The organism is Roseobacter sp. (genome assembly GCF_045106495.1).
Classification (GTDB): domain Bacteria; phylum Pseudomonadota; class Alphaproteobacteria; order Rhodobacterales; family Rhodobacteraceae; genus Roseobacter.
This window is the reverse complement of the sequence record NZ_JBGCEQ010000003.1, coordinates 407,177-429,557: the sequence shown is the minus strand read 5'-3', so window position 1 is coordinate 429,557 and position 22,381 is coordinate 407,177. Positions and strand designations below refer to the sequence as shown.

Genomic DNA, 22,381 nt, shown 5'->3' with positions numbered 1-22,381 from the left:
CAGAGGCCAATTGCGATTTGCTTAACGTGATCTAAAGACGTGTGGGCATGATAAAATTTCTGATTTGCAATCCTTCAAAACCTGCTTATAGAGCAGCCCATACATGCGCGTGCAGCCCGCTTTGGCTAGAATCACCTTTGGTTGAACCTCAACCGGATCGGGTCGGCATCGTGCTATGATGATTTAAATCGACCAGAGAGAAGGTTAAGCACACATGGCAAACTCGCCACAGTCCAAAAAACGCGCCCGTCAAAACGAAGCCCGTTTCCAGGTCAACAAAGCCCGTCGTTCGCGGATCCGCACATTTCTTCGCAAAGTAGAAGAGGCGATTGCGTCCGGCGACAAGGAGGCTGCAGCCGCGGCTCTGAAAACAGCCCAACCCGAAATGATGCGGGGTGTGACAAAAGGTGTGTTCCATAAAAACACCGCAGCGCGAAAAGTCTCTAGGTTGTCTTCGAGAGTCAAAGCACTCGGTTAACGAGAGTTAACAAAAAGTTAACAAAAGCGCTCGGTTTCGAGCGCTTTTTTGCATTATTGGGACTCTTTTTGGGGTTTTAGAGATTCTTTTATAAAAATTTAGAGTCAAGATTGAAGTTCAGTTGCCGGGTCGCTTACGAAATTGCTACCAGTGTACAGCGATTCATTTCGCCATGGGGGGACAGGCTCTGATCGTTAGGCTCGCACTGCTGCGAACGTCAATGACGTGAAGAACTGGGTGTTGCGGGTAACGTAACACAATCAGTCTGCAAGCGTTGCTAAACAGCGTTTTGCCCTGTCGTAAAAAATACGGACGGCGTCGTCTGACATGACAATGGGCTCCTTTGCGCGGGGTTTGGTCGGTTGGGTTGTGCCTAATCTGTACATGTCGGTGGGTGGCATTCCATTCCCTTTCGGGGAGTGGTGGGGTGGTACATTGGCGAATGGAAATGCGGGCTGGGTACTTCAAAAATGGAGACCTGCTTCAACTGGGAACGCTTAAAGGGAAAACAGGTCAAATATGACGAAGGAAAAATGGGGGCAGTTGAGGCACAAGCTGCTTAAGACTGTAGGGCAAAACAATTACACCAACTGGATCGAGCCAATCGAGTTTCGAGCGAGCGGCGACGGCATAGCGACATTCGATGTGCCGACAAATTTTCTGGGAAACTATGTAAACCAGAATTTTTCTGATCTGATACTTCATGAATTGAGGGCTGAAGACCTCAGTGTCTGCCGTCTGCGATTTGCGGTGCCGGTTCCAGTGGCTGCTGAAAAGAATTGCGGTTCTGTGGACATCGCTGCTCAGAAAAAGCCCCGACCAGCCACTTCAAAATCAAATGGTGCCATGTCCACGGCGCCGTTGGACAAGCGTTTCACCTTCGACACCTTTGTCGTCGGCAAACCCAACGAACTGGCCCATGCTGCTGCCCGGCGTGTTGCAGAAGGTGGTCCCGTCACTTTCAATCCCTTGTTCCTTTATGGCGGCGTTGGCTTGGGTAAAACACACCTGATGCATGCAATTGCCCATGAATTGCGCCAGCGACGTCCAGATCTCAATGTGCTCTACTTGTCTGCCGAGCAATTCATGTATCGGTTCGTGCAAGCCCTTCGCGACCGCAAAATGATGGATTTCAAGGAAATTTTTCGTTCCGTCGATGTGTTAATGGTGGATGACGTGCAGTTCATCGCCGGCAAGGACAGCACGCAGGAAGAATTTTTTCATACATTCAACGCCCTCGTTGATCAGAACAAGCAGATCATCATTTCAGCAGACCGTGCGCCGGGCGAGATCAAGGACCTTGAAGATCGCGTGAAGTCCCGCCTGCAATGTGGTCTGGTTGTCGACTTGCACCCCACGGACTACGAACTGCGTCTTGGTATTTTGCAAAGCAAGGTTGAACTGCAGAAAGCCAACTATCCCGAGCTCAAGGTCGAGGCAGGCGTGTTGGAATTTCTGGCACATCGCATCTCGACTAATGTGCGGGTTCTGGAAGGCGCGCTGACGCGGCTCTTTGCCTTCGCCTCGCTGGTTGGTCGTGAGATTAATATGGAACTCACGCAGGACTGCCTGTCAGACGTTCTGCGCGCCTCCGAGCGGAAGATCACCGTAGAGGAGATTCAACGCAAAGTGTCGGATCACTACAACATCCGTCTGTCCGACATGATCGGACCAAAGCGATTGCGCAGCTACGCGCGCCCACGTCAAGTGGCGATGTATCTTTGCAAAAAGATGACCAGCCGGTCACTGCCTGAAATTGGTCGTCGGTTTGGAGGGCGTGACCATACAACGGTAATGCACGGCGTCAAACGGATCGAAGAGTTGAAACAGCAGGACGGTCAAATTGCCGAAGATCTGGAGTTGCTGCGCCGCGCACTGGAAGAATAGTCACACATTTGACCTGCGACTGTGCAAAGTGGTCGCAGGTCTTGACGCCCTGAACTTTCCAACACACAAACAATAAAAGTCTTGTGAAGTCGGTAGAACAGGGTAACTTGCCTTTCCCGACTGGTGGGAAGGATAAAAAACACCATGAAGATCAGCATTGAACGCGCGGCCTTGCTAAAAGCGGTGTCCCAGGCTCAATCCGTTGTTGAACGGCGCAATACAATACCAATTCTTGCCAATGTGTTGATTGAAGCCGAGGGAAGTGATGTTACCTTCCGCGCAACGGATCTCGACATCGAAGTTGTCGACAGGGCGCCGGCGCACGTAGAGCGTGCAGGCGCGACCACAGTTTCAGCCACAACACTACACGAAATTGTCCGAAAACTGCCAGATGGCGCGCTTGTGTCGCTGACCGCAGACGGAACCACTGGCCGGTTGACTGTGGAAGCCGGGCGGTCCAATTTTTCCCTGGCCACCTTGCCAAAAGAAGACTTCCCGGTGATGGCGTCTTCAGAATACGCTTCGAACTTCTCCGCCCCGGCGCCGGTTCTAAGACGGCTGTTCGACAAATCCAAATTCGCCATCTCGACAGAAGAAACGCGGTATTACCTGAACGGCGTTTACATGCATATCTCCTCCACAGATGGCGGTGGTGTTTTGCGCTGTGTTGCCACCGATGGCCACCGCCTTGCCCGGATCGATGCGGATTTGCCAGATGGCGCCACAGACATGCCGGGCGTTATCATACCCCGCAAAACAGTCGGCGAATTGCGCAAGCTGCTTGAGGACGACGAGATGAAAATCGCCGTGTCCGTTTCCGAGACCAAAGTGCGCTTTGCCACACCCGATATCACGCTGACATCGAAAGTCATCGACGGGACGTTCCCGGATTACACGCGGGTCATTCCGCAAGGAAATACGCGCAAACTCGAGGTAGATGCCAGCGACTTTGCCAAAGCCGTAGATCGCGTGGCCACCGTGAGCTCAGAACGCTCACGCGCTGTAAAACTACAGCTGGATGAGGACCGCCTTGTGCTTTCGGTGAATGCCCCGGACAGCGGTGCTGCAGAAGAAGAATTGGCAGTCTCTTATGGCGACGAACGTCTTGAGATTGGATTCAACGCCAAGTACCTGTTGGAAATCGCCAGCCAAGTGGACCGTGAAAACGCGGTGTTTATGTTCAACTCGTCGGGCGACCCTACTCTGATGCGGGAAGGCAATGACCAATCTGCGGTCTATGTTGTCATGCCAATGCGCGTTTAACCTATAACACCGGGCCACTTTCCCAACCTCAAGGTGATGTCGTGACACTTGCGCTGACATCTCTCACCATATCGCATTTCCGATCCCACAAAGTGGGTCGCATGAGCTTAGATGCACGCCCTGTGGCCCTCTACGGGGCCAATGGCGCAGGCAAGACCAACGTGCTGGAAGCGGTTTCCCTGTTCACGCCAGGGCGCGGTTTGCGACGGGCCAGCGCCGAAGACATGACCCGACGGCCCGAGGCCTTGGGGTGGAAGATCACCGGCGTTTTACAATCGCTGCATCAAGTGCACGAAATAGACATCTGGTCAGAGCAAGGCGCCGCGCGACAGGTCAAAATTGACGGCAAGGCCGCAGCGCAGACCGCATTGGGACGCATTGCGCGCGTTTTATGGCTTGTCCCGGCCATGGACCGGCTATGGATCGAAGGCGCCGAAGGCCGGCGACGGTTTTTGGATCGTATGACCTTGAGTTTTTTCCCCAGCCACGCTGAAGCATCGCTTGCCTATGAACGCGCCATGCGCGAGCGCAACAGATTACTCAAGGATGGGGTGCAGGATGCGGCATGGTATGGCGCATTAGAAAACCAAATGGCGCAATCGGGTGCGGCGATCGATGCCAGCCGGCGCGAGACCCTGGCGCTACTGGCCGACGCGCAACGGAATGCAGCAACAGCTTTTCCAACCGCTGATCTTACATTGACCAACGCAGAAGGTGTCGTGCCGTCAACCGAAGACGATCTTCGCACAGCGCTGGCTGAGAACCGATCTCGCGACATGGCCGCTGGTCGCAGCCTGATTGGGCCGCATCGGGCGGATCTCAGTGGGGCCTATAGCGCCAAAGCTATACCCGCCAAGGATTGCTCCACCGGAGAGCAAAAGGCACTCTTGGTGTCGTTGATTCTTGCCAACGCGCGCGCATTGTCCCGGGATTTTGGCGCGCCGCCCCTCTTATTGCTGGACGAGGTTGCAGCCCATCTGGACGCGAACCGCCGTGCGGCATTGTATGATGAGATCGGGGCACTTGAGGCTCAAGCCTGGATGACGGGGACCGGGCCGGAACTATTTGAAACGCTCGGACCGCGCGCGCAATACATTCACGTTACCGAAACTGACGGCATGTCACATATCTCAACGCCGCGATGACCATATCATTGGCAGATCTGTTGCTCTATTCAGGAGCGCTGGTAATCCTGTTCATGACGCCAGGCCCGGTCTGGCTCGCACTTATGGCGCGCGCCCTCTCCGGCGGCTTTGCTGCGGCCTGGCCACTTGCCCTTGGCGTCGCGGTGGGCGACGTCATCTGGCCGCTCGTTGCAATACTGGGCGTTTCGTGGATCCTGTCAGTATTCGATGTCTTTATGGTGGTCATGCGATGGGTCGCTTGCGGCGTTTTCGTCGTAATGGGCGCTCTCTTGATCAAACACGCAAGGGCACAAATCAGCACGGACAGCAGACTGACCCGTCCCGGGCTTTGGCCGGGCTTTCTTGCGGGTTTGATAGCCATCCTCGGCAATCCCAAGGCGGTGTTGTTCTACATGGGGGTGCTACCCGGGTTCTTTGACCTGCGTGCCGTGACGCGCTGGGACGTTGCAGCCATCCTGGCTGTTTCGGTTGCAATTCCCATGTTGGGCAACCTAATGCTTGCCGCCTGTGTGGGGCAGATCAGGTCGATCATTACGGCCCCGCAAACACTTGTGCGCATCAATGTCACATCCGGAATACTACTCATTTTGGTCGGTGTGCTTATCCCCTTAATCTGACACAAAATATTGTGCCAATTGCGTGACATTCCCGACCAAAAATCGTATACAATTACAAAAATATGAAGGTTGAGCGGCATGACCGACAATGAGCAGGCGCCTGAGGAATATGGCGCTAATTCCATCAAAGTTCTCAAAGGCTTAGAGGCTGTCAGAAAACGTCCTGGCATGTATATCGGCGATACCGATGACGGGTCGGGTTTGCACCATATGGTGTATGAGGTCGTCGACAATGGTATCGACGAGGCTTTAGCCGGTCATGCCGATGCCGTCACGGTCACAATTCACGAAGATTCGTCGGTTTCCGTGGGAGACAACGGACGCGGCATCCCGGTAGGCATTCATGACGGAGAGGGCGTTTCCGCCGCCGAAGTGATCATGACACAGCTGCACGCGGGCGGAAAGTTTGACAGCAATTCCTACAAGGTGTCAGGGGGTCTGCACGGTGTGGGCGTCTCCGTTGTAAACGCGCTCAGCGATTGGCTGGAATTGCGTATTTGGCGCGAAGGAAAAGAACATGTCGCACGTTTCGAAGGCGGGTTTACGACTGAGCATCTAAAGGTCGTTGGCCCTACCGAGCAGACAGGCACACAGGTGCGCTTCATGGCTTCGACAGGGACTTTTTCAAACCTGGAATACTCCTTTGAAACGCTTGAAAAGCGGTTGCGCGAATTGGCGTTTCTGAATTCCGGTGTCAGGATCATTCTAACAGATGAGCGCCCTGCCGAACACTTGCGTTCGGAGCTCTTTTACGACGGTGGCGTCAAGGAATTTGTCAAATATCTGGACCGTCATAAAGCTTCGGTAATGCCAGAGCCCATTTTCATAACAGGCGAAAAAGACGAAATTGGTGTTGAAGTCGCCATGTGGTGGAACGACAGCTACCATGAGAATGTGCTGCCCTTCACCAACAACATCCCGCAACGTGACGGCGGTACCCACATGGCCGGCTTTCGGGGCGCTCTGACACGGACAATCAACAACTACGCCCAGACCAGTGGCATTGCCCGCAAGGAAAAAGTGAGCTTCACCGGCGATGACGCCCGTGAAGGGTTGACCTGTGTTCTGTCCGTGAAAGTGCCGGATCCAAAGTTTTCCTCGCAGACCAAAGATAAACTTGTGTCCTCCGAAGTGCGCCCTGCCGTTGAAGGATTGGTGAACGAGAAACTGGCAGAATGGTTCGAAGAGAACCCCAGTGAAGCCAAGATTGTGGTTGGCAAGATCATCGAAGCTGCCCATGCCCGCGAAGCCGCGCGCAAAGCACGGGACCTGACGCGCCGCAAAACCGCGATGGATGTGAATTTCCTGGCTGGGAAGCTCAAGGATTGTTCCGAAAAAGACCCGGCCAAAACCGAGGTCTTTCTTGTCGAGGGGGACAGCGCAGGTGGGTCTGCGCAAACGGGGCGAGACAGGCAAACGCAAGCAATTTTGCCCCTAAAGGGCAAAATCCTGAATGTGGAACGCGCACGGTTTGACCGCATGCTGGGTTCACAAGAGATCGGCAATCTGGTGATGGCTCTGGGCACCGGCATTGGCCGTGACGAGTTCAACATCGAAAAATTGCGGTACCACAAGATCGTTATCATGACAGATGCCGATGTGGATGGGGCGCATATTCGAACCCTGTTGTTGACATTCTTTTACCGCCAAATGCCTGAATTGATTGAAAACGGACATCTATATATCGCGCAGCCCCCTCTTTACAAAGTGTCCCGAGGCAAGTCGGAAGTATACCTAAAGGATCAGGCGGCGATGGAGGATTACCTGATCCAGCAGGGCATTGACGGGGCCATGCTCAAGCAAGGTAATGGCGAAGAAATCACCGGTGCTGATCTGTCCCGTGTGGTTGATTTGGCGCGGCAAATGCGCCGTGTGTTGGAAGCCTTCCCAACGCATTACCCCCGCCATATTCTGGAACAGGCGGCCATCGCCGGAGCCTTTACCCCTGGTGTTGTCGATGCCGACCTACAGGGGACCGCCGACAAGGTCGCAAAGCGCCTGAACCTTATTGCCGCTGAGTATGAACGCGGTTGGCAGGGGCGGATCACACAAGATCATGGCATTCGTCTGGCCCGTATTCTGCGCGGCGTTGAAGAAGTACGTACTCTGGACGGTCGGATCTTGCGCGGTGGCGAAGCTAAGCGCACAGGCGGCTTTACCCAAAGCCTGCAGGATGTCTATAACTTACCGGCCACTTTGGTGCGCAAAGACCGCATGCAATCGATCCTTGGACCCATGGACCTGCTCGACGCGATTTTGCAAGAAGGCGAAAAAGGGCTGTCCTTGCAGCGCTACAAAGGCCTCGGCGAGATGAACCCGGATCAGTTGTGGGAAACGACGTTGGATCCTGACGCGCGCACGTTGCTGCAGGTCAAAGTGAACGATATGGCTGAAGCGGATGATCTCTTCACCAAGCTGATGGGTGATGTTGTGGAACCCAGGCGGGAGTTCATTCAGCAGAACGCGCTGAGTGTGGAAAACCTGGATTTTTAGGGCGCCGAAGTCGCATTGAACCGCGGGGATTATGGTGCCGTGTGTTTCGTGGCAGCCCAAGGGCGATGCCCTATTCGCCTGTCCACTCCGGCATTGGTTCTTTGGCGAGAAAGGATTGAATTCCGCGTTCAGTGTCAAGAGCCATCATGTTTTCCGCCATGGCCGCGCCCGTGAAGCTATAAGCTTCAGCGAGATCCATATCTGCCTGTTTGTAAAAGCCTTCTTTCCCAATTTTGATGGCAACAGGAGCTTTGGAGACAATTTTTTCAGCCATTTTGCGGGTGCTTTCCGCAAGTAGTTCTTGTGGTACAACTTGATTGACAAGACCGATTTCTGCAGCGCGTTTCGCGGGTTGAAACTCGCCCAGCAACAACATTTCCATCGCGTGCTTTCGCGTCACATTACGCGATAATGCGACCATTGGCGTCGAGCAAAAAAGCCCGATATTCACTCCGGATGTGGCAAAAGTGGCCGTGTCAGACGCAATCGCCAAATCACATGTGGCAACCAACTGGCAACCGGCCGCCGTCGCGATGCCCTGAACCTCGGCAATAACGGGTTGCGGCAATTGAACGATGGACATCATCATTTTGGAACAAGTGGCAAACAGCTTGTTGAAATAGGCTTGACCACCATCCGCATTCTGCCGATGCCCAGTCATTTCTTTTAGATTATGGCCTGCACAGAAATGTGCCCCCTGCCCGCGCAGAATGACAACTTTTATAGTTTGGTCTTGCCCAATCCGATCAAGCGTCGATTGCAGCGCAGCCAACATTTCTTCGGACAGCGCATTCAGGGTCTTGGGCCTGTTCAACGTAACGGTGGCAATGCCATCCGATTGATCCAGCAATACGGGTGCGTCTGGATTTTGCGTCATGAAACCTCCGGGGCTGCGCCATTACTTCCGACATCAAAGCGGGAACCGGGACACATCTGCAAGCAAATTATCGGTTATTACAATGTAGCCGTCTCGGCAATTTTCTCAGGTTGCGCCGCTCGTGTATCCGCAGCCCAAAGGCTATGCGGCACGGGGTCTTTTGCTTTGAGTAGGAACAAGCGCGCAATCTGTGTGTAAGATCGGTACGCATATCCTCCGTTTCTCTCCAGAAATGCGGCGCGTCGCGCCTCATAGAACGGCTGCAACTGATACCATGGCAAACTAGGGCATGCATGGTGCACGGCATGCAGATTGTTCTTCAGAAACAAAAAAGATAATAGACCGCGATCTTCGATGATCACGCTGCGACAGCGGGCTTTTTCATGGGCACAATGTTCGAGAAAAGTGCGGATTTTCAGAACTGAATGACTGACATAGACGCAAACCAGATATAGCCAAACCGGCATATCCGCCACCGCAAGCCACCAGAGCAACAACGGTATTAATCCAAAGAAATGAAAGACATATGCGTCTTTTATGGGTTTGTTTCGCTGAAAGATCTCAATGCCATCCTGCCTGTAGAATCCCCACATCGAGATCATAGGCCCAATCAGGATACGCCCAAGCAGTGTGTTGTTCCATTTGTAGAGCATCTTCCTCGTGATGGACCAAGTCTCCCAAACTGCCGGATCGACAAAGTTACTCTCGGGATCGTCATAAGGGTCGGTCAATGTCGGGTCGTGATGATGCGCCAGATGGGTGTCCCGGAAACGAAAATAGGGAATGAGAAGACCAAGCGCAGGAAAAACCAAAGCCGTGTTCAAACGTTCGTTTTTGAAGGGGTGACCATGCAGAACTTCGTGATTGAGAGACGAATACAAGGCCAAGGCGAGCACCAATATGATCGCGCTGATCATGGGCCCTAATATGTCATAGGCTGAAGTCGATACAAAAAAACCGGTGTAGCAGATCAGGGCGATGATCAGAGTGGGCCACTCGAATGATCGGGTCGCAAAATTATTGGCGTCGTTCAACTAGTCTCTTTCTCATTCAGTTTTCCAAATTGTCTCCCCACGTGACTGTGTCAGGCGACCAGTATGTGGCAAGAGCGTGAATCTGTCAGGAATACATTACATATGTAATGATAAGCACTTTTTGTTGTGGAAAATTATTTATGATGTACTTAAGCACCATGGATAAACGCCTTCTTTCTGCAGAGTTCAAAAAGCGACTTGAGCAAGTACTCAATTCGCATCCTTCTGGCAAAGGTCAATTTCTACGCGACGTTGGCATGGATCGATCTGCGTTGAGCCAATTTCTGAACCCTGATCTTGATCGGCTGCCGCGCGCCGAGACGCTGCGCCGTATCGCACGGGTCAGTGGCGTTTCGGTGGATTGGTTACTTTGCCTGGAAAATGCGCCGGAGGGGCGTCAGGAAGTCGCAGAAAGCGTTCAGATCGAACAGGCGGTACAGCCGGATGGTTCCACGCCGCTGGATCAATGGCGCAGTGCGGCGGCTGGGTACAAACTACGTTACGTGCCGTCGACCCTGCCCGATATGGTCAGCCTGTCGTCTGAAACAAACGCCGAGGTGTCAGATGCGCGGGGCGAAGGTGTTGAAAATGTTCTCGGGCAGATTTCTTTGGACGACATGGACGTCGAGATTGCGATGCCGATCCAAACCTTGAAAGACTTGTCCGCGCGAACCGGATTGTGGCGTGACGCAAATGCCGATGCGTGCCGCGCGCAATTGAACTATATGGCGCGAATGTGCAACGAAAATTACCCCACGCTGCGTTTGCATCTATACGATGGCACGAAAACATTTTCGGCACCCTTCACCGTTTTTGGAAAGCAGCGCGTGGCGCTCTATATTGGCGACGCCTATCTGGTTGTCAGCGGCCCCGAACAAGTCAAGGATTTTGCCAAACAGTTCGACCGCCTTGTAAGGCGCGCTGTTGTCGGAGCTGATCAAGCACACGTGTTTCTCCATGATCTAGCCCAGAAAATTCGCGGGTAACCGTCTCGCTGCATAATAAATTTAGGGTTTCAACGCTCCCAAAGACCTATATCGCATCAGTCGTCAATGACTCAGTTGAGAACGCCGACGATCGCCCCCAGAAACTTTTGACTGCGGCTTCAATCCACGAGCGGCCAATAGAAATCCGGTGGTATCCCGGCCTCCGCGCGTTTTTCTTCGTTGAAGGGCGGTTTCAGACCACCTTTGAAATACTTTCTGACCAGCGCATGAAAAACCTCCTTCGGGTCCGCGTCTTCCCTGCCGCAGCAAAAGTTGAACCACTTGGAGCCATAAGCCACGTGGCTGACCTCTTCGGCGTATATGATTTTGAGAGCGTCGACGGTCTGTTGTTCGTCCACCTTTTCAAACAGCTGAATCATGCCCGGGGTAACATCGAGGCCACGTGCTTCCAGCACCATGGGCACAATTGCGAGCCGACCAAGAAAATCCTCTGCGGTATCGTCCGCGGCACGCCACATGCCGCCATGCGCCGGCAGAGCGCCGTAAAAACTACCCGCCGTTTCGAGACAATCGCATAGAAGGTTGAAATGCTTGGCTTCATCATCCGCCGCGCGGACCCAATCATCATAAAAACCCATTGGCATACGAATATGCGCAAAACGGGCAATGATGTCCCAATGCAAATCCACTGCGTTCAGTTCTATATGCGCGATGGCATGCAACATCGCCTGACGGCCAGTCGGGGTACCGGGTTTGCGTTTGGGCATATCACGTGGGCTGAGCAATTCGGGCTTTGCTGGACGGGCGGGATGCGCTGGCGCAGGCGCTGATCCGAGTGCGATGGGTTGATCATTTTCCCGTGCGGCCTGCCAAGTAGCTGCATGTGATCTAGATTTTTCAGTTTTCTTGCGCCCATCCGCAGTGCTCAGCACATCGACGGCCATATCGGTTAGGGTAGCTGCGTGAGACATGCATGTTCTTTCTTGAGATAGCGCAAGTTTGTATCAGTCGGACAAAAGAACCCCTATCAAGAAGGCCCAAAGATCAGAACCCGTGAAACACCCTGCGACGCTGAGATCAAAAAAGAATTGTCGTAGTTGCCATAGCGATTAGACTTCCAATTGCAAATTCTGGCACGTCAGATCATCGATCAGATGCAAGATCAGCCAAGATGGGGCAATCAGGTCGCTCATTTCCGGCGCACGCATCAATGAGGTGTGAAAGTGTGTCGCGCATTTGGCCAAGTGCGTCGATTTTTTGATCAATCTGAGCGAGATGCTCCTCTGCCAAGGCCTTCACGTCGGAACTGGCCCTTTGTTGATCGTTGTAAAGACGGAGGAGTCCACGGCAGGCTTCAATCCCGAAACCCAAAGAGCGCGCGCGACCGAGAAAGGCGAGCTTGTGCAAGTCGGTATCACAAAAACTGCGGTACCCATTCGCGCTGCGCGCTGGCGCAACCAATCCTATCTCTTCATAGTAGCGGATGGTTTTTACGGGAATTCCCGTACGGTTCGCCACGTCAGAAATGTTCAAGACAGACTCCTTTTCAGATCACGCAGTCGTAACGCATTGCTGAGAACAAACAGGCTCGACAAGGCCATCGCGCCTGCTGCCAATTGTGGCGACAACGAAAGACCGTAGGGAGCATACAAAGCACCGGCCGCCACCGGGATGAGTGCTGCGTTGTAGCCAAAAGCCCAAAAGAGGTTTTGCTGGATGTTGCGCATTGTCGCTTTGCTTATATTCACTGCGGTCATCACACCATTCAAATCGCCCGACATCAGCACAATATCTGCGGCGCTGATCGCTACATCTGTACCGGTTCCGATGGCCACACCCACATCTGCCGTGGCAAGAACCGGCGCGTCATTGATGCCATCGCCCACGAAGGCCACCTTTTGGTGTTTGTGGCGCAGCTCAGTCAACGCCGCAACTTTGCCCTCAGGCAAAACGTCAGAGACAACCGTATCGATGCCCATTTCGCCGCCGACGGATTGTGCGGTTTCTGCCCGGTCCCCCGTGATCATCGCGACACTGACGCCCTGTGACTTCAGCGCACGCACCATCTTTGCGGCATCTGGTTTGATCTGATCGGATACGGCCGTCAAGGCAGCCAGCTGTCTGTCGATCGCTACGAAAAAAACCGTGGCGCCTGTCAGGGCCAGTCGCCTAGCCTCCGCATCAAAGGTTTCGGTGTCAACATTGTTTTCGGCCATCAATTGCATCGTTCCGACCAGCACTTCACGTCCTGCCACTTTACCAACAATTCCCCTGCCCCCGAGAGCCTCGACTTCTGTGGCGTCTTGTGTGGCGACTTCAGCTTCTTCTGCAGCAGCAACGATCGCGCTGGCAATGGGGTGTTCAGCTCGGGCTTCGATGCTCGCGATCAGACCCAAAACTTCCACGCGGTCAAACCCATTGTGCAGGATTAAGGACTTCAGGACAGGCTTGCCCAGGGTCAGAGTCCCGGTTTTGTCAAAAGCAATCAGGTCCACATCCGCCAGCGATTGCAAAGCATCGCCTTTGCGAAAAAGCACACCCAGTTCCGCAGCACGTCCAGTTGCGACCATGATAGACGTCGGTGTCGCAAGACCCATCGCACAGGGGCATGCGATGATCAAAACGGCAACACCAGCGACCAAGGCGTGTGATACTTGAGGCGCAGGTCCAAAACTGAGCCATGCGACGACCGTTGCCAGAGAGACCATCAAGACCACCGGCACGAACCAGAGCGTAACCCGGTCCACCAATGCCTGAATGGGAAGTTTTGCGCCCTGGGCGTCCTGAACCATTTGGATGATACCAGACAGAACCGTATCCTCACCGACGCGTGTGGCCTTGAGGGTCAGGCTACCTGATCCATTGATGGTGCCACCGGTCAGATCATCACCGGCCGATTTGCCGACCGGCAAGGGTTCGCCTGTGATCATGCTCTCATCCACATGGCTCGTACCTTCGGTGACCACACCATCTACGGGGATGCGCTCTCCAGCGCTCAGAAGAATGGCATCGTTCACCGCGATCTCTTCAACTGCAATCGTACTGATTTTCCCCGCCCGCAACACACGTGCGGTTTTTGGTCTGAGGCCCATCAATGTTTTGATCGCGGCCCCGGTACGCCCCTTTGCGCGCGCCTCTAGCCACCGTCCCAACAGGATAAAGACCACAATCACTGCTGCAGCTTCAAAATAAACGGCCTGAGCGTCCGCGGGCAGCCAATTCGGCACCAGTAGAACGCAAAGAGAAAACCCGAAAGCCGCCGCTGTTCCCAAGGCAACAAGGCTATTCATATCTGGTGCGCGCTTGGCCAATGCCGCAAATCCTGTAGCATAAAACCGGCGACCGGGTCCGGCCAGAACGGCCGCTGTTAAAACGCACTGCAGCCACCAGCTGGCTGTCAGTCCGATGGTTTGCATAATCAAATGGTGGAAACCTGGCAGCACATGCGACCCCATTTCCAACACCACCACCGGGGCCGCCAAAAGCGCGGCTAAGCAGGTTTGATTGCGCAGGTCCCGCGCTTCATCGACGCGTCTGGTTTCCTGTTCGTCGAGGGTGCGACTATGCACGACTTTTGCCGGGTATCCTGCGTTTGTAGCAGCTTGCGCCAAAGCCTGCGCATCAATCTTCGCGCCGTCCAGCGAAACAGTAGCTTCCTCCGTTGCCAAGTTGACCGCGACGTCCAAAACGCCATCGAGCCCTGCAAGAGCTCGATCAACGCGGCCGACACACGACGCGCAGGACATTTTTTCCACAGATAGAGTAACGGTTTGAGAATCCAGCACACCAGCTTCCCCGTATTACGGACAAGTTAGTACATAAGGGTTCCAGTTACTGGAAGGTCAACCCTCAGGCTTGTTTTTCTGCTTCTTTGAGCTGATCTTGGGAGTTATCAGCTTCCGGCGGCAATATTTCCGCGTCTTGGATCACTTCGCCCTCAGGTGCCTCATTCGTTGGTTCAGAGCCACTTTCCTCCAAGGCACCGACAATCAAGGGTAGCATTTGCACCCCACCAGGCATGGCCACTTCAGATGTCGGCGGCGTTTTCCAGGCAAGGGTATCAAAACTATCGCAGTTTTCACATATCGACGCCCATTCCGAATGGATATGTTGGCAATTGTCGCAAATCCATTGAGGGCCACGCGATACCGTCAGGGCTTTTGCAAGCCACCCCCGAACCACGGCATCGTCGGCTCCCTCACCACGCTCAATAGCCGCCAACAAGGTGACAGATCGTGCTGTCGGATTGGTCTCTACCAAATCGCCCAGCGCCCGACGTGCTTCAGGGAAGTCTTCATTCGCGATGTGCAATTCCGCCAACAACATCCGCGTTTCGGCGTGGTGCATATTCAGGCGTGTTAAGGCCACGAACCGTTTGATCCTCTGCGGCGGCGTCTCGTCAGGTGCTATGCTAGCAAATGCTGCGGCAAGATCTGGGTGTGGCGAGGTTTCCCAAGCCTTTTTCAGCAAGCGCGTCGCCAAACGCGGTTTACCTTTCGAAATGTAACTTTCCGCCGCCATGACCGCTGCCGGAATGAGATCCGGCGAAAGTTTGTTGGCTTCAATTGCCTTTTCTTGCAGATCGATAGAGCTGTCCTCTGCGAGAATGTCCTTGGCTTGCGACAACGCAAGCACCGCGTCGCGTCGTTTGTGAACATCACGCGGCAGACTACCATGCTTGAGTTTCGCGCTCAGGGTCTGACGGGCACCAGACCAGTCTTCTTTCTGGGCCTGTAACCGCAGCAAAACATCTTGCGTTTCTTCATGCTTGGGTTTGATCGCAAACGCACGTTCCGCAAGCTGCAAAGCTGTTTCTGTATCGCCATCGGCCAGTTTCTGTTTCAAGATACCCCGCACCCCGACAAATCGCGTCGCATCATTGGCCACCAATTTCTTGTAAGTCTCCTCGGCCTTACGCCGATCTCCCGCCATTTCAGCGGCCTGGGCGGTGAGCAGATTGGTCAGCGCGGGTTTGTTCAGGTATTTGTCGGCCTTAGCGGCCTTTGCCATCGCAACCCTGCCCTCCCCACTTGCAAGCGCCATCATGCCTTCGGACAAAGCATCAAACCCTTTGCGTTCACGGTTTCGATCGAAATAACGTGACAACGCCGTTTCATCACCATTCAAAAACCGCCACGTTGCCAACAACAATGATAGCAGTTTCAGCATCAGCCAGACCGCAGCCACCAGAGCAATGACGGCCAGCACAGACTGGATCGGGCTAAACGTGAATTCGCTACCCATCACGGTAACCTGTACGCCACCTTCGCTTTCCAGAAGGTAGCCCGCACCTAGCGCCAATGCCGCCACTGCGGCGACAAAGAGAACAATTTTTATCAAAGACCAAAGCATAATAACGTCTTTCTCAGTTTACCGTCAGGCTGTCTGCCATTTCTTGGGCGGCTTGGCGTGCGTCTTGCCTTGCAGCGGCGCCATCTAGCCAACCCTGCATGGCGGCTTTTGCCACTTCGGGCAGCGCATCAAGCTCGACCAGAGTGCCCTCAAGGTCTTCCGCGTTTAATGCAGCCTCTGCGCGCGACAAGACAGCATCTGCGTCATCGCCTTCGCGCGGGGTCACCGACCTTATGCTCAATTGGCGGCGAAAGAAGTCACCCACACCGCCGACTTCGGTCTCAGGCACTTCCGCGCGCGCCGCTGCGAGTCCCGCCCGGGCCGCGTCCGGAAAGTTTTCGCGAAGGAACGACATGCTTGGCACACCTTCAGCGGCCGCGATCCGCAATGCATCGGGAACATCGACCGGCGTGACCTCTTCCAAAGCGGACAAAGCAGGCTCAAAAGTTTCACCGCTCTCGACAGCAGTCACCACACGCGTCAATGCAGCTTGGGCAAGAAGGCGTTCGGCCTCCGACCTTGCACGAGCTTCGTCTTGTGCAATCTGGGACTGCAAAGTTTGCACCGCCGATTGCAGTGACGCAATTTCCTCAGCGTTCTGGGTGTTGTCAATTGGCTGTTGAACAATGGTTTCGACGGTTTCTACAGGTCGTGCCTCGATGGTTTCGACCTGTTGGCCCATTTCTTCGACACGTTCGGCCAATTCCGATAGCGCGGATTTGACCCCATCAATATCTGTCAAAGCAACGTCGAAGGCTTCCAATGAAGGTGCAGGGTCTTGGTTCGGTGGTTCTGTCTCCAATAGCGCAATACGCTCCTCAAGTGCAGAGGCTTGGTCGACAAGCGGCGTCAAATCAGCTGTCTGGCGTTGTAACGACGCTGGCAAATAAGCATCTAGTTGATCACCGCGACCAGCGACAAAACCAATCACCGCAGCAACGATGCCGCCGAAGACCGCAGGCCAGATAGAACTTTTTTGCACAACTGGCGGTGGCGCCACCGGTTGCGGTTCTTCAACAATCGTATCTGAGGCCTCTTCCGAAACTACTTCCGCATTTTCCGCGTCGCGGTTTTCGGTCTCCGCGACAAGGTCGTCTTCACGTGCGTCCGTCGCATTGTCCGTTTCGTCAGTCAGGACTTGCTCTGTCTCTTGATCTTGCTCCAACAGCTCTACAGAGTCTTCTGGTGCGTGCGTCAGTTCATCAGCCTCTGCGACACCTTCGCCGTCAGAAGTGTAGGCCGCACTGTCGGTTTCGTCAGACAGGACTTGCTCTGCCTTGTCGTCCTGCTCCAAAAGTTCTGCAGATTCATCTGACGAATCTGTCGGTTCATCTGTCTCTGTAATCTCTGCGTCGTCGAGCTCTTGTTCCTCGGCGGCAGGCTCGCCATCGATCTTCTCATCCTGGTTCAGTTGCGCATCTTCCAGGACTGGCTCGATGGCATCCAAAGGCGTTTCGGGCGTGTCGGCGTCTGTTTTGGTGTCAAACGACTCTGCTTGAACATCCTCTTTTGAATTCTTTGCTTTCGCCAAATCCCTCACCCTTTTCGAATCTTCATGTGCGCCACCCACTAACAACCTTACTCGCGCATACCTTTCCCCTCAACCCAAGCTGATGCGACAGGCAAGCTTTTCAAGGCTTTTAACCATCGCCTCCGCTGTAGGAGAGTGAGCTGTTTCAAGTTGTGCTTCACTCAAAACAAGGAGTGGTTGTGCAACCGCATCACTCATGGCAAGCAAATAAGGTCGCGCCCGACTTGGACAGTTTTCTGAAAATTGCTGCGCCGTGCGCGGTGAAAAAATGGGCACAACAACGGGCGTCTGGGCCGCCAGCAAGGAATACGCCTCTGAAGTCAATTCCATCAGTATTTGTTCATACAAAACCGCGCGTTTCGCTCTCATTCCGGCTTGTGACAATCTGTCTACAATGTCCCCTCGCACATGAACCCCGGAGAGGTGCCAGAGAAAAGCGGCCGTTGGATTCGCGATCAACTCAGCAACCAATTCATCAGAAGTACCGCCCAGACAAGATCCGCGCCATCCTGCGCGAATGGCCTTCGCACATGTTGCCGCCCCGACGCAAAAGGCAACCCGCCCCTGCCCTTCTAGCGCAAAATCAACTGCATTGGAGGAGGTGAAAATCGCAGCATCTTCTGGGCCAATGTTTGGCTTTGCAGGTGTGGGAACAATTCGGACCAATGGGCTGAGCACCACCTTAAAATGCGCGCGCAATGCGTCAGGCATCTGGCGGATAAAGCGCTCGTTTGCCCCCTCTGGTCGGGTCATGATTAGCGGGATGCGCGCAGTCTTCAAGAAGGAGCCTCAGCATTGTTTGCGACCGACTATGGTGTTACCTCCCCGCACAAGCGCATGCAACGGGGTCACCTCTTGACAGTTTCAACCACCGTTCTTGGAATAGAAAGCAGCTGCGATGACACCGCGGCAGCAGTTTTGCGCCGTGATAAGACAGGTAAAACGGAGATCCTGTCATCTGTTTTATATGGACAATCCAGCTTGCATGCAGAATTTGGGGGTGTTGTGCCCGAGATCGCAGCGCGCGCGCATGCAGAGATGCTGGATCATTGCGTTGAGGAAGCGCTTGCGCAGGCCAACACATCGCTGGAAGCCGTAGATTTCCTGGCGGTTACGGCCGGACCAGGCTTGATCGGTGGAGTGGTGTCGGGTGTGATGTGCGCCAAAGGATTGTCGGTCGCCACCGGCGCGCCGCTCTATGGGGTCAATCACCTTGCCGGCCACGCGCTGACCCCACGCATGACGGACGACATCGGGTACCCTTACCTCATGCTATTGGTCTCCGGCGGCCATTGCCAGTTTTTGGTCGTACGGGGTCCGGATGATTTCGACCGTCTGGGCGGGACAATTGATGATGCGCCCGGTGAAGCGTTTGACAAGATCGCGCGTTTGGTTGGCCTGCAGCAACCCGGGGGCCCGGCTGTGGAACGCGCCGCGCGTAAAGGTGACGCCAATATCTACACCCTGCCCCGACCGCTTCTGGATCGGCAAGATTGCGACTTGTCCTTCTCCGGGCTTAAAACCGCCGTTTTAAGAGCCCGGAACAACATTGTTGCAGAGCATGGCGGGCTTCCCGAGCAGGCCCGATCCGATTTATGCGCAGGATTTCAAGCAGCTGTTGTTGATGTACTCGCGGAAAAAACATCACGTGCTTTGCGCATCTATTTGCAATCCAATCCGCCGCAGCCCGCTCTATGTGTAGCAGGAGGCGTCGCGGCCAATGGCGCCATCCGAATGGCCTTGGAACGCGTTTCCAAGAAGTTTGGCGCAGATTTCATTGCGCCCCCCATCGCCCTATGCACTGACAATGCAGCGATGATCGCATTTGCCGCGCTGGAACAGATGGCAGACCGCCCACCCGATGATCTGACTCTTTCCGCGCGGCCACGTTGGCCGTTAGATCACACCCGTCCCGCTATGCTTGGCAGCGGCAAAAAGGGGGCCAAGGCATGAATTTGGCCGTTTTGGGTGCGGGTGCCTTTGGTACGGCGCTGGCCATCTGCCTATCGAAATCCACGCCTGTGGCGCTTTGGTGTCGCAACCCAGACCAGACCAGACAAATGGATCTAGACCGTGAAAACGCCGCGCGTTTGCCAGGGTGCCCGTTTCCCGATGATCTGTTTCTAACTAATGCACTTGATAAAGCTTGCGCGGCCGACGCTGTGCTGCTGGCCGTGCCCATGCAGCAGTTGCGCCCCTTTGTTCAGTTAAACAAGGATGCTCTCAACGGCAAAACCCTGGTGGCCTGTTGCAAAGGGATGGACCTCGAGACCGGTTTGGGACCCTTGGACGTGATTGCGCAAGCGCTGCCTGATGCCAAAACGGCTCTGCTGACAGGGCCGAGTTTCGCCCATGACATTGCAATCGCCCTGCCGACCGGCCTGACCCTCGCTTGTCGCGATGATGACTTGGGCCGTGCATTGCAACTTGAGCTGTCGACACCAACACTGCGCCTCTATAGGATGCATGACACAATTGGTGCATCCTTGGGTGGAGCGCTCAAAAACGTGATCGCCATAGCCTGCGGCACCGCAATGGGCGCGGGTCTTGGCGAAAGCGCGCGCGCGGCTCTAATGACCCGCGGCTTTGCAGAGATGCAGCGATTGGCTCGGGCCAGGGGTGCAGAACCCAAAACACTGTCGGGCCTCTGCGGTTTTGGCGACTTGGTGTTGACATGCACGTCTGCTCAGTCACGAAACTACAGGTTCGGTGTCTCGATTGGTTCAGGAACTGGTTTTGATCCTGCTACAACAATTGAGGGTGCCGCAACGGCCTGTGCCGCAGCCCAAGTCGCGCTGCAAACAGGTCTGGACCTCCCGATCACTTCCTGTGTTGCGGCTCTGGTTGAAAAAAGATTGGATGTATCAGAGGCCATACGTAGCCTCTTGTCCCGTAGCCTGAAGGAAGAATAGATGCTTGTTGCTCTCATCGCTCATGACAATCCCGGCGCTTTGCCAATCCGACAGGAGAACCGCCCAGCGCATGTAGAATACCTGAAAGCAGGCGATGCGGTGCAACAGGCCGGTCCTCTTCTGGACGAAAAAGGCGAGATGGCCGGCTCTTTGATCATTCTGGATGTCGCGGATATGGATGCCGCTCGCAGCTGGGCCGCAGGAGATCCATATGGCAAAGCAGGTCTGTTTGCGTCTGTTCAGCTGATCCCCTGGAACAGGGTTATCGGATGATGGCGTACTGGCTATTCAAATCCGAGCCCTCCACCTGGAGCTGGGACGACCAATGCGCAAAAGGCGACGTTGGCGAGGAATGGGATGGCGTGCGCAACTACCAGGCACGAAATTTCATGCGCGAGATGGCCATCGGTGATCTGGGATTTTTCTATCACTCGCAAAAGGAGCGTGCGATCGTGGGCATCGTTGAGGTTTGCGCCGAAGCGCATCCCGATAGCACAACCGACGATGCGCGCTGGGAATGCGTAGACATAAAAGCCGTAAAGCCGGTGAAAACGCCTGTAACTCTAGATGATGTGAAAGCGAAAGAAGAGTTGTCAGAAATGGTTCTGGTGCGCAATTCGCGGCTTTCGGTTCAGCCGGTATCAGCAAAGGAGTGGCAGATCGTCTGCGCCATGGCTGGTATTTCCGACTAGCGCAACAGCTTCGCCGATGGCAATCTGAACCAAATGAAGGAGGAGTTTGCCATGGAATTCTTGAGTGTCTTGGTGGCGGGGGTCGCAGGCTTTGCGTTTGGTGCAATTTGGTACACGGTGTTAGCCGAAAAGTGGATGGCTGCATCTGGCGTACCGCTCGACGAAAGTGGCGCGCCTGCGAATAGATCTGATCCAGTGCCCTATGTGACAAGCCTTTTCGGCGCCATTTTGGTGGCAGGCATGATGCGCCACGTGTTCGAACTCAGCAGCATCGATACGGTTGGCAAAGGTCTAGTGTCTGGATTTGGCATCGGGCTGTTTCTCGTAAGCCCGTGGATTGCAACATTTTACAGCTTTGGCGCGCGCTCAAAAAGCTTGATCCTGATCGATGGCGGATATGCAACTTTTGGATGTACTGTGATTGGTCTGATGCTGACGCTGTTCTGATCAGTTGTAGGTGCCAAAAAAATGAAGGGTCCTGACGCAGCGCCAGAACCCTTCTTCACCCCACGTGCACTTCACCCACAGCACGAGATTGAAACTGGTCCTGGCCATGCTGGCCGGATGACTAAGCGATACACGCAACTGCGCGAAATCTCAATCTCTCAATAGTTTAAAAGCCGTGCAAAAATGAAACGCCTCCTTAACAAAAGAGGCGCTCCAAACAGCATTGCCTTCGACATCAGCCGTAGACGGATTCTTTGCCGAAGTGCTTGGTCAGCATGTAATAAACGACAGCGCGATACTTGTTGCGCTCGGATTTACCGTAAGTTTCAATGGTCTTGTCAATTGCAGCAGTCAGCTCAGGCCCGTCAGACAAACCAAGTTTCTTGATCAAAAAGTTGTTTTTCACCGTTTCAATTTCACCGGCCTGGCTGCTCGCAACAGTAGACGCGTCTGCATTATAAATTGACGGACCACAGCCAATTGTGACCTTGGTCAGCAGATCCATATCCGGTGTCATACCGCATTTATTCTTCAGATCGTCTGCATATTGCGCAATCAAATCATCCCGTTTGCCCATAAAAAATCTCCCACCTTGGACTTTTGGTCAGTCAAATCTGACCTCCAAGAAAGCCTAAAGGCTAAAGGCAGCCCGCAAAAGGGGTTTTTGCAACTTGGTTTTCCCCGTCACTCTTGTCGGCGACTGCCC

General features: G+C 54.3%; 21 protein-coding genes. 12 read left to right on the top strand and 9 right to left on the bottom strand.

The genetic code is table 11. The features are described 5' to 3' along the window. The first annotated feature begins 214 nt into the window (after positions 1-214). The 6 genes from rpsT to gyrB all read left to right on the top strand — a co-directional run bounded on the left by rpsT (position 215) and on the right by gyrB (position 7,883). Entirely contained in the window at positions 215-478 is a 264-nt protein-coding gene (gene rpsT, locus AB8B75_RS03965) for a 30S ribosomal protein S20 (protein ID WP_405360006.1), read from the top strand. 519 nt (positions 479-997) lie between these two features. Continuing rightward, entirely contained in the window at positions 998-2,365 is a 1,368-nt protein-coding gene (gene dnaA, locus AB8B75_RS03960; RefSeq protein WP_405360004.1) for a chromosomal replication initiator protein DnaA, read from the top strand. 144 nt (positions 2,366-2,509) lie between these two features. After that, positions 2,510-3,628, top strand: a complete 1,119-nt coding sequence (dnaN, locus tag AB8B75_RS03955; protein WP_405360003.1) for a DNA polymerase III subunit beta — start codon at positions 2,510-2,512, stop codon at positions 3,626-3,628. Between the two features lie 41 nt (positions 3,629-3,669). Next, positions 3,670-4,773 carry a DNA replication/repair protein RecF gene (gene recF, locus AB8B75_RS03950; RefSeq protein ID WP_405360002.1) on the top strand — a complete coding sequence of 368 codons (1,104 nt, stop codon included), beginning with the start codon at positions 3,670-3,672 and terminating at the stop codon, positions 4,771-4,773. Then, positions 4,770-5,390, top strand: coding sequence for a LysE family translocator (locus AB8B75_RS03945; RefSeq protein WP_405360000.1), 621 nt, complete (start codon positions 4,770-4,772; stop codon positions 5,388-5,390). Before recF ends, AB8B75_RS03945 begins: the two co-directional genes overlap by 4 nt. A gap of 78 nt (positions 5,391-5,468) precedes the next feature. Next, positions 5,469-7,883, top strand: a complete 2,415-nt coding sequence (gene gyrB, locus AB8B75_RS03940) for a DNA topoisomerase (ATP-hydrolyzing) subunit B (protein ID WP_405359999.1) — start codon at positions 5,469-5,471, stop codon at positions 7,881-7,883. Positions 7,884-7,953: 70 nt separating this feature from the next. On the opposite strand, the gene AB8B75_RS03935 is transcribed toward gyrB, so the two are convergent. Both AB8B75_RS03935 and AB8B75_RS03930 read right to left on the bottom strand, forming a co-directional pair. Beyond that, positions 7,954-8,760: an enoyl-CoA hydratase gene (locus AB8B75_RS03935; RefSeq protein WP_405359997.1), complete on the bottom strand. Its 807-nt coding sequence runs from the start codon at positions 8,758-8,760 to the stop codon at positions 7,954-7,956. 77 nt (positions 8,761-8,837) lie between these two features. Further along, a complete protein-coding gene (locus tag AB8B75_RS03930; RefSeq protein ID WP_405359995.1) occupies positions 8,838-9,794 on the bottom strand; it encodes a fatty acid desaturase in 957 nt (318 codons plus the stop codon). A gap of 158 nt (positions 9,795-9,952) precedes the next feature. On the opposite strand from AB8B75_RS03930, the gene AB8B75_RS03925 reads away from it, so the two are divergent. After that, positions 9,953-10,780: a transcriptional regulator gene (locus tag AB8B75_RS03925; RefSeq protein ID WP_405359994.1), complete on the top strand. Its 828-nt coding sequence runs from the start codon at positions 9,953-9,955 to the stop codon at positions 10,778-10,780. A 119-nt stretch (positions 10,781-10,899) separates the two neighbouring features. Here AB8B75_RS03925 and AB8B75_RS03920 read toward each other — a convergent pair whose 3' ends face one another. From AB8B75_RS03920 to AB8B75_RS03895, 6 genes are all read right to left on the bottom strand, one after another. Beyond that, positions 10,900-11,712: a ferritin-like domain-containing protein gene (locus AB8B75_RS03920; RefSeq protein WP_405359992.1), complete on the bottom strand. Its 813-nt coding sequence runs from the start codon at positions 11,710-11,712 to the stop codon at positions 10,900-10,902. Between the two features lie 172 nt (positions 11,713-11,884). Further along, positions 11,885-12,274, bottom strand: a complete 390-nt coding sequence (gene cueR / locus AB8B75_RS03915; protein ID WP_405359991.1) for a Cu(I)-responsive transcriptional regulator — start codon at positions 12,272-12,274, stop codon at positions 11,885-11,887. Further along, positions 12,271-14,526 carry a heavy metal translocating P-type ATPase gene (locus AB8B75_RS03910; protein WP_405359990.1) on the bottom strand — a complete coding sequence of 752 codons (2,256 nt, stop codon included), beginning with the start codon at positions 14,524-14,526 and terminating at the stop codon, positions 12,271-12,273. The genes cueR and AB8B75_RS03910 overlap by 4 nt, the downstream gene beginning before the upstream one ends. A 64-nt stretch (positions 14,527-14,590) precedes the next feature. Then, positions 14,591-16,093: a heme biosynthesis protein HemY gene (locus AB8B75_RS03905; RefSeq protein ID WP_405359988.1), complete on the bottom strand. Its 1,503-nt coding sequence runs from the start codon at positions 16,091-16,093 to the stop codon at positions 14,591-14,593. Positions 16,094-16,106: 13 nt separating this feature from the next. After that, entirely contained in the window at positions 16,107-17,624 is a 1,518-nt protein-coding gene (locus AB8B75_RS03900) for a COG4223 family protein (protein WP_405359986.1), read from the bottom strand. Positions 17,625-17,693: 69 nt separating this feature from the next. Continuing rightward, entirely contained in the window at positions 17,694-18,404 is a 711-nt protein-coding gene (locus tag AB8B75_RS03895) for a uroporphyrinogen-III synthase (protein ID WP_405359985.1), read from the bottom strand. 75 nt (positions 18,405-18,479) lie between these two features. Between AB8B75_RS03895 and tsaD the strand changes: the two genes are divergently transcribed. Genes tsaD through AB8B75_RS03870 form a run of 5 tightly spaced genes read left to right on the top strand, consistent with a single transcriptional unit; the run spans position 18,480 to position 21,675 of the window. After that, entirely contained in the window at positions 18,480-19,577 is a 1,098-nt protein-coding gene (gene tsaD, locus AB8B75_RS03890; RefSeq protein WP_405359983.1) for a tRNA (adenosine(37)-N6)-threonylcarbamoyltransferase complex transferase subunit TsaD, read from the top strand. Then, a complete protein-coding gene (locus AB8B75_RS03885) occupies positions 19,574-20,536 on the top strand; it encodes an NAD(P)H-dependent glycerol-3-phosphate dehydrogenase (protein ID WP_405359981.1) in 963 nt (320 codons plus the stop codon). The genes tsaD and AB8B75_RS03885 overlap by 4 nt, the downstream gene beginning before the upstream one ends. After that, on the top strand, positions 20,537-20,809 hold the full coding sequence (locus tag AB8B75_RS03880; protein ID WP_405359979.1) for a YciI family protein: 273 nt from the start codon (positions 20,537-20,539) through the stop codon (positions 20,807-20,809). After that, positions 20,809-21,228, top strand: coding sequence for an EVE domain-containing protein (locus AB8B75_RS03875; RefSeq protein ID WP_405360184.1), 420 nt, complete (start codon positions 20,809-20,811; stop codon positions 21,226-21,228). Before AB8B75_RS03880 ends, AB8B75_RS03875 begins: the two co-directional genes overlap by 1 nt. Positions 21,229-21,279: 51 nt before the next feature. Beyond that, on the top strand, positions 21,280-21,675 hold the full coding sequence (locus AB8B75_RS03870) for a DUF1761 domain-containing protein (RefSeq protein WP_405359977.1): 396 nt from the start codon (positions 21,280-21,282) through the stop codon (positions 21,673-21,675). Between the two features lie 235 nt (positions 21,676-21,910). Here AB8B75_RS03870 and AB8B75_RS03865 read toward each other — a convergent pair whose 3' ends face one another. After that, positions 21,911-22,252 carry a DUF2853 family protein gene (locus tag AB8B75_RS03865; RefSeq protein WP_405359975.1) on the bottom strand — a complete coding sequence of 114 codons (342 nt, stop codon included), beginning with the start codon at positions 22,250-22,252 and terminating at the stop codon, positions 21,911-21,913. Between the last annotated feature and the right edge of the window lie 129 nt (positions 22,253-22,381).

Coding starts and splice junctions, on each gene's coding strand:
- AB8B75_RS03925 (WP_405359994.1), top strand. CDS start 9,953: ATGGATAAACGCCTTCTTTCTGCAGAGTTCAAAAAGCGACTTGAGCAA.
- AB8B75_RS03920 (WP_405359992.1), bottom strand. CDS start 11,712: ATGTCTCACGCAGCTACCCTAACCGATATGGCCGTCGATGTGCTGAGC.
- rpsT (WP_405360006.1), top strand. CDS start 215: ATGGCAAACTCGCCACAGTCCAAAAAACGCGCCCGTCAAAACGAAGCC.
- AB8B75_RS03905 (WP_405359988.1), bottom strand. CDS start 16,093: ATGCTTTGGTCTTTGATAAAAATTGTTCTCTTTGTCGCCGCAGTGGCG.
- AB8B75_RS03935 (WP_405359997.1), bottom strand. CDS start 8,760: ATGACGCAAAATCCAGACGCACCCGTATTGCTGGATCAATCGGATGGC.
- AB8B75_RS03865 (WP_405359975.1), bottom strand. CDS start 22,252: ATGGGCAAACGGGATGATTTGATTGCGCAATATGCAGACGATCTGAAG.
- dnaN (WP_405360003.1), top strand. CDS start 2,510: ATGAAGATCAGCATTGAACGCGCGGCCTTGCTAAAAGCGGTGTCCCAG.
- AB8B75_RS03875 (WP_405360184.1), top strand. CDS start 20,809: ATGGCGTACTGGCTATTCAAATCCGAGCCCTCCACCTGGAGCTGGGAC.
- AB8B75_RS03945 (WP_405360000.1), top strand. CDS start 4,770: ATGACCATATCATTGGCAGATCTGTTGCTCTATTCAGGAGCGCTGGTA.
- dnaA (WP_405360004.1), top strand. CDS start 998: ATGACGAAGGAAAAATGGGGGCAGTTGAGGCACAAGCTGCTTAAGACT.
- gyrB (WP_405359999.1), top strand. CDS start 5,469: ATGACCGACAATGAGCAGGCGCCTGAGGAATATGGCGCTAATTCCATC.
- AB8B75_RS03870 (WP_405359977.1), top strand. CDS start 21,280: ATGGAATTCTTGAGTGTCTTGGTGGCGGGGGTCGCAGGCTTTGCGTTT.
- AB8B75_RS03885 (WP_405359981.1), top strand. CDS start 19,574: ATGAATTTGGCCGTTTTGGGTGCGGGTGCCTTTGGTACGGCGCTGGCC.
- AB8B75_RS03880 (WP_405359979.1), top strand. CDS start 20,537: ATGCTTGTTGCTCTCATCGCTCATGACAATCCCGGCGCTTTGCCAATC.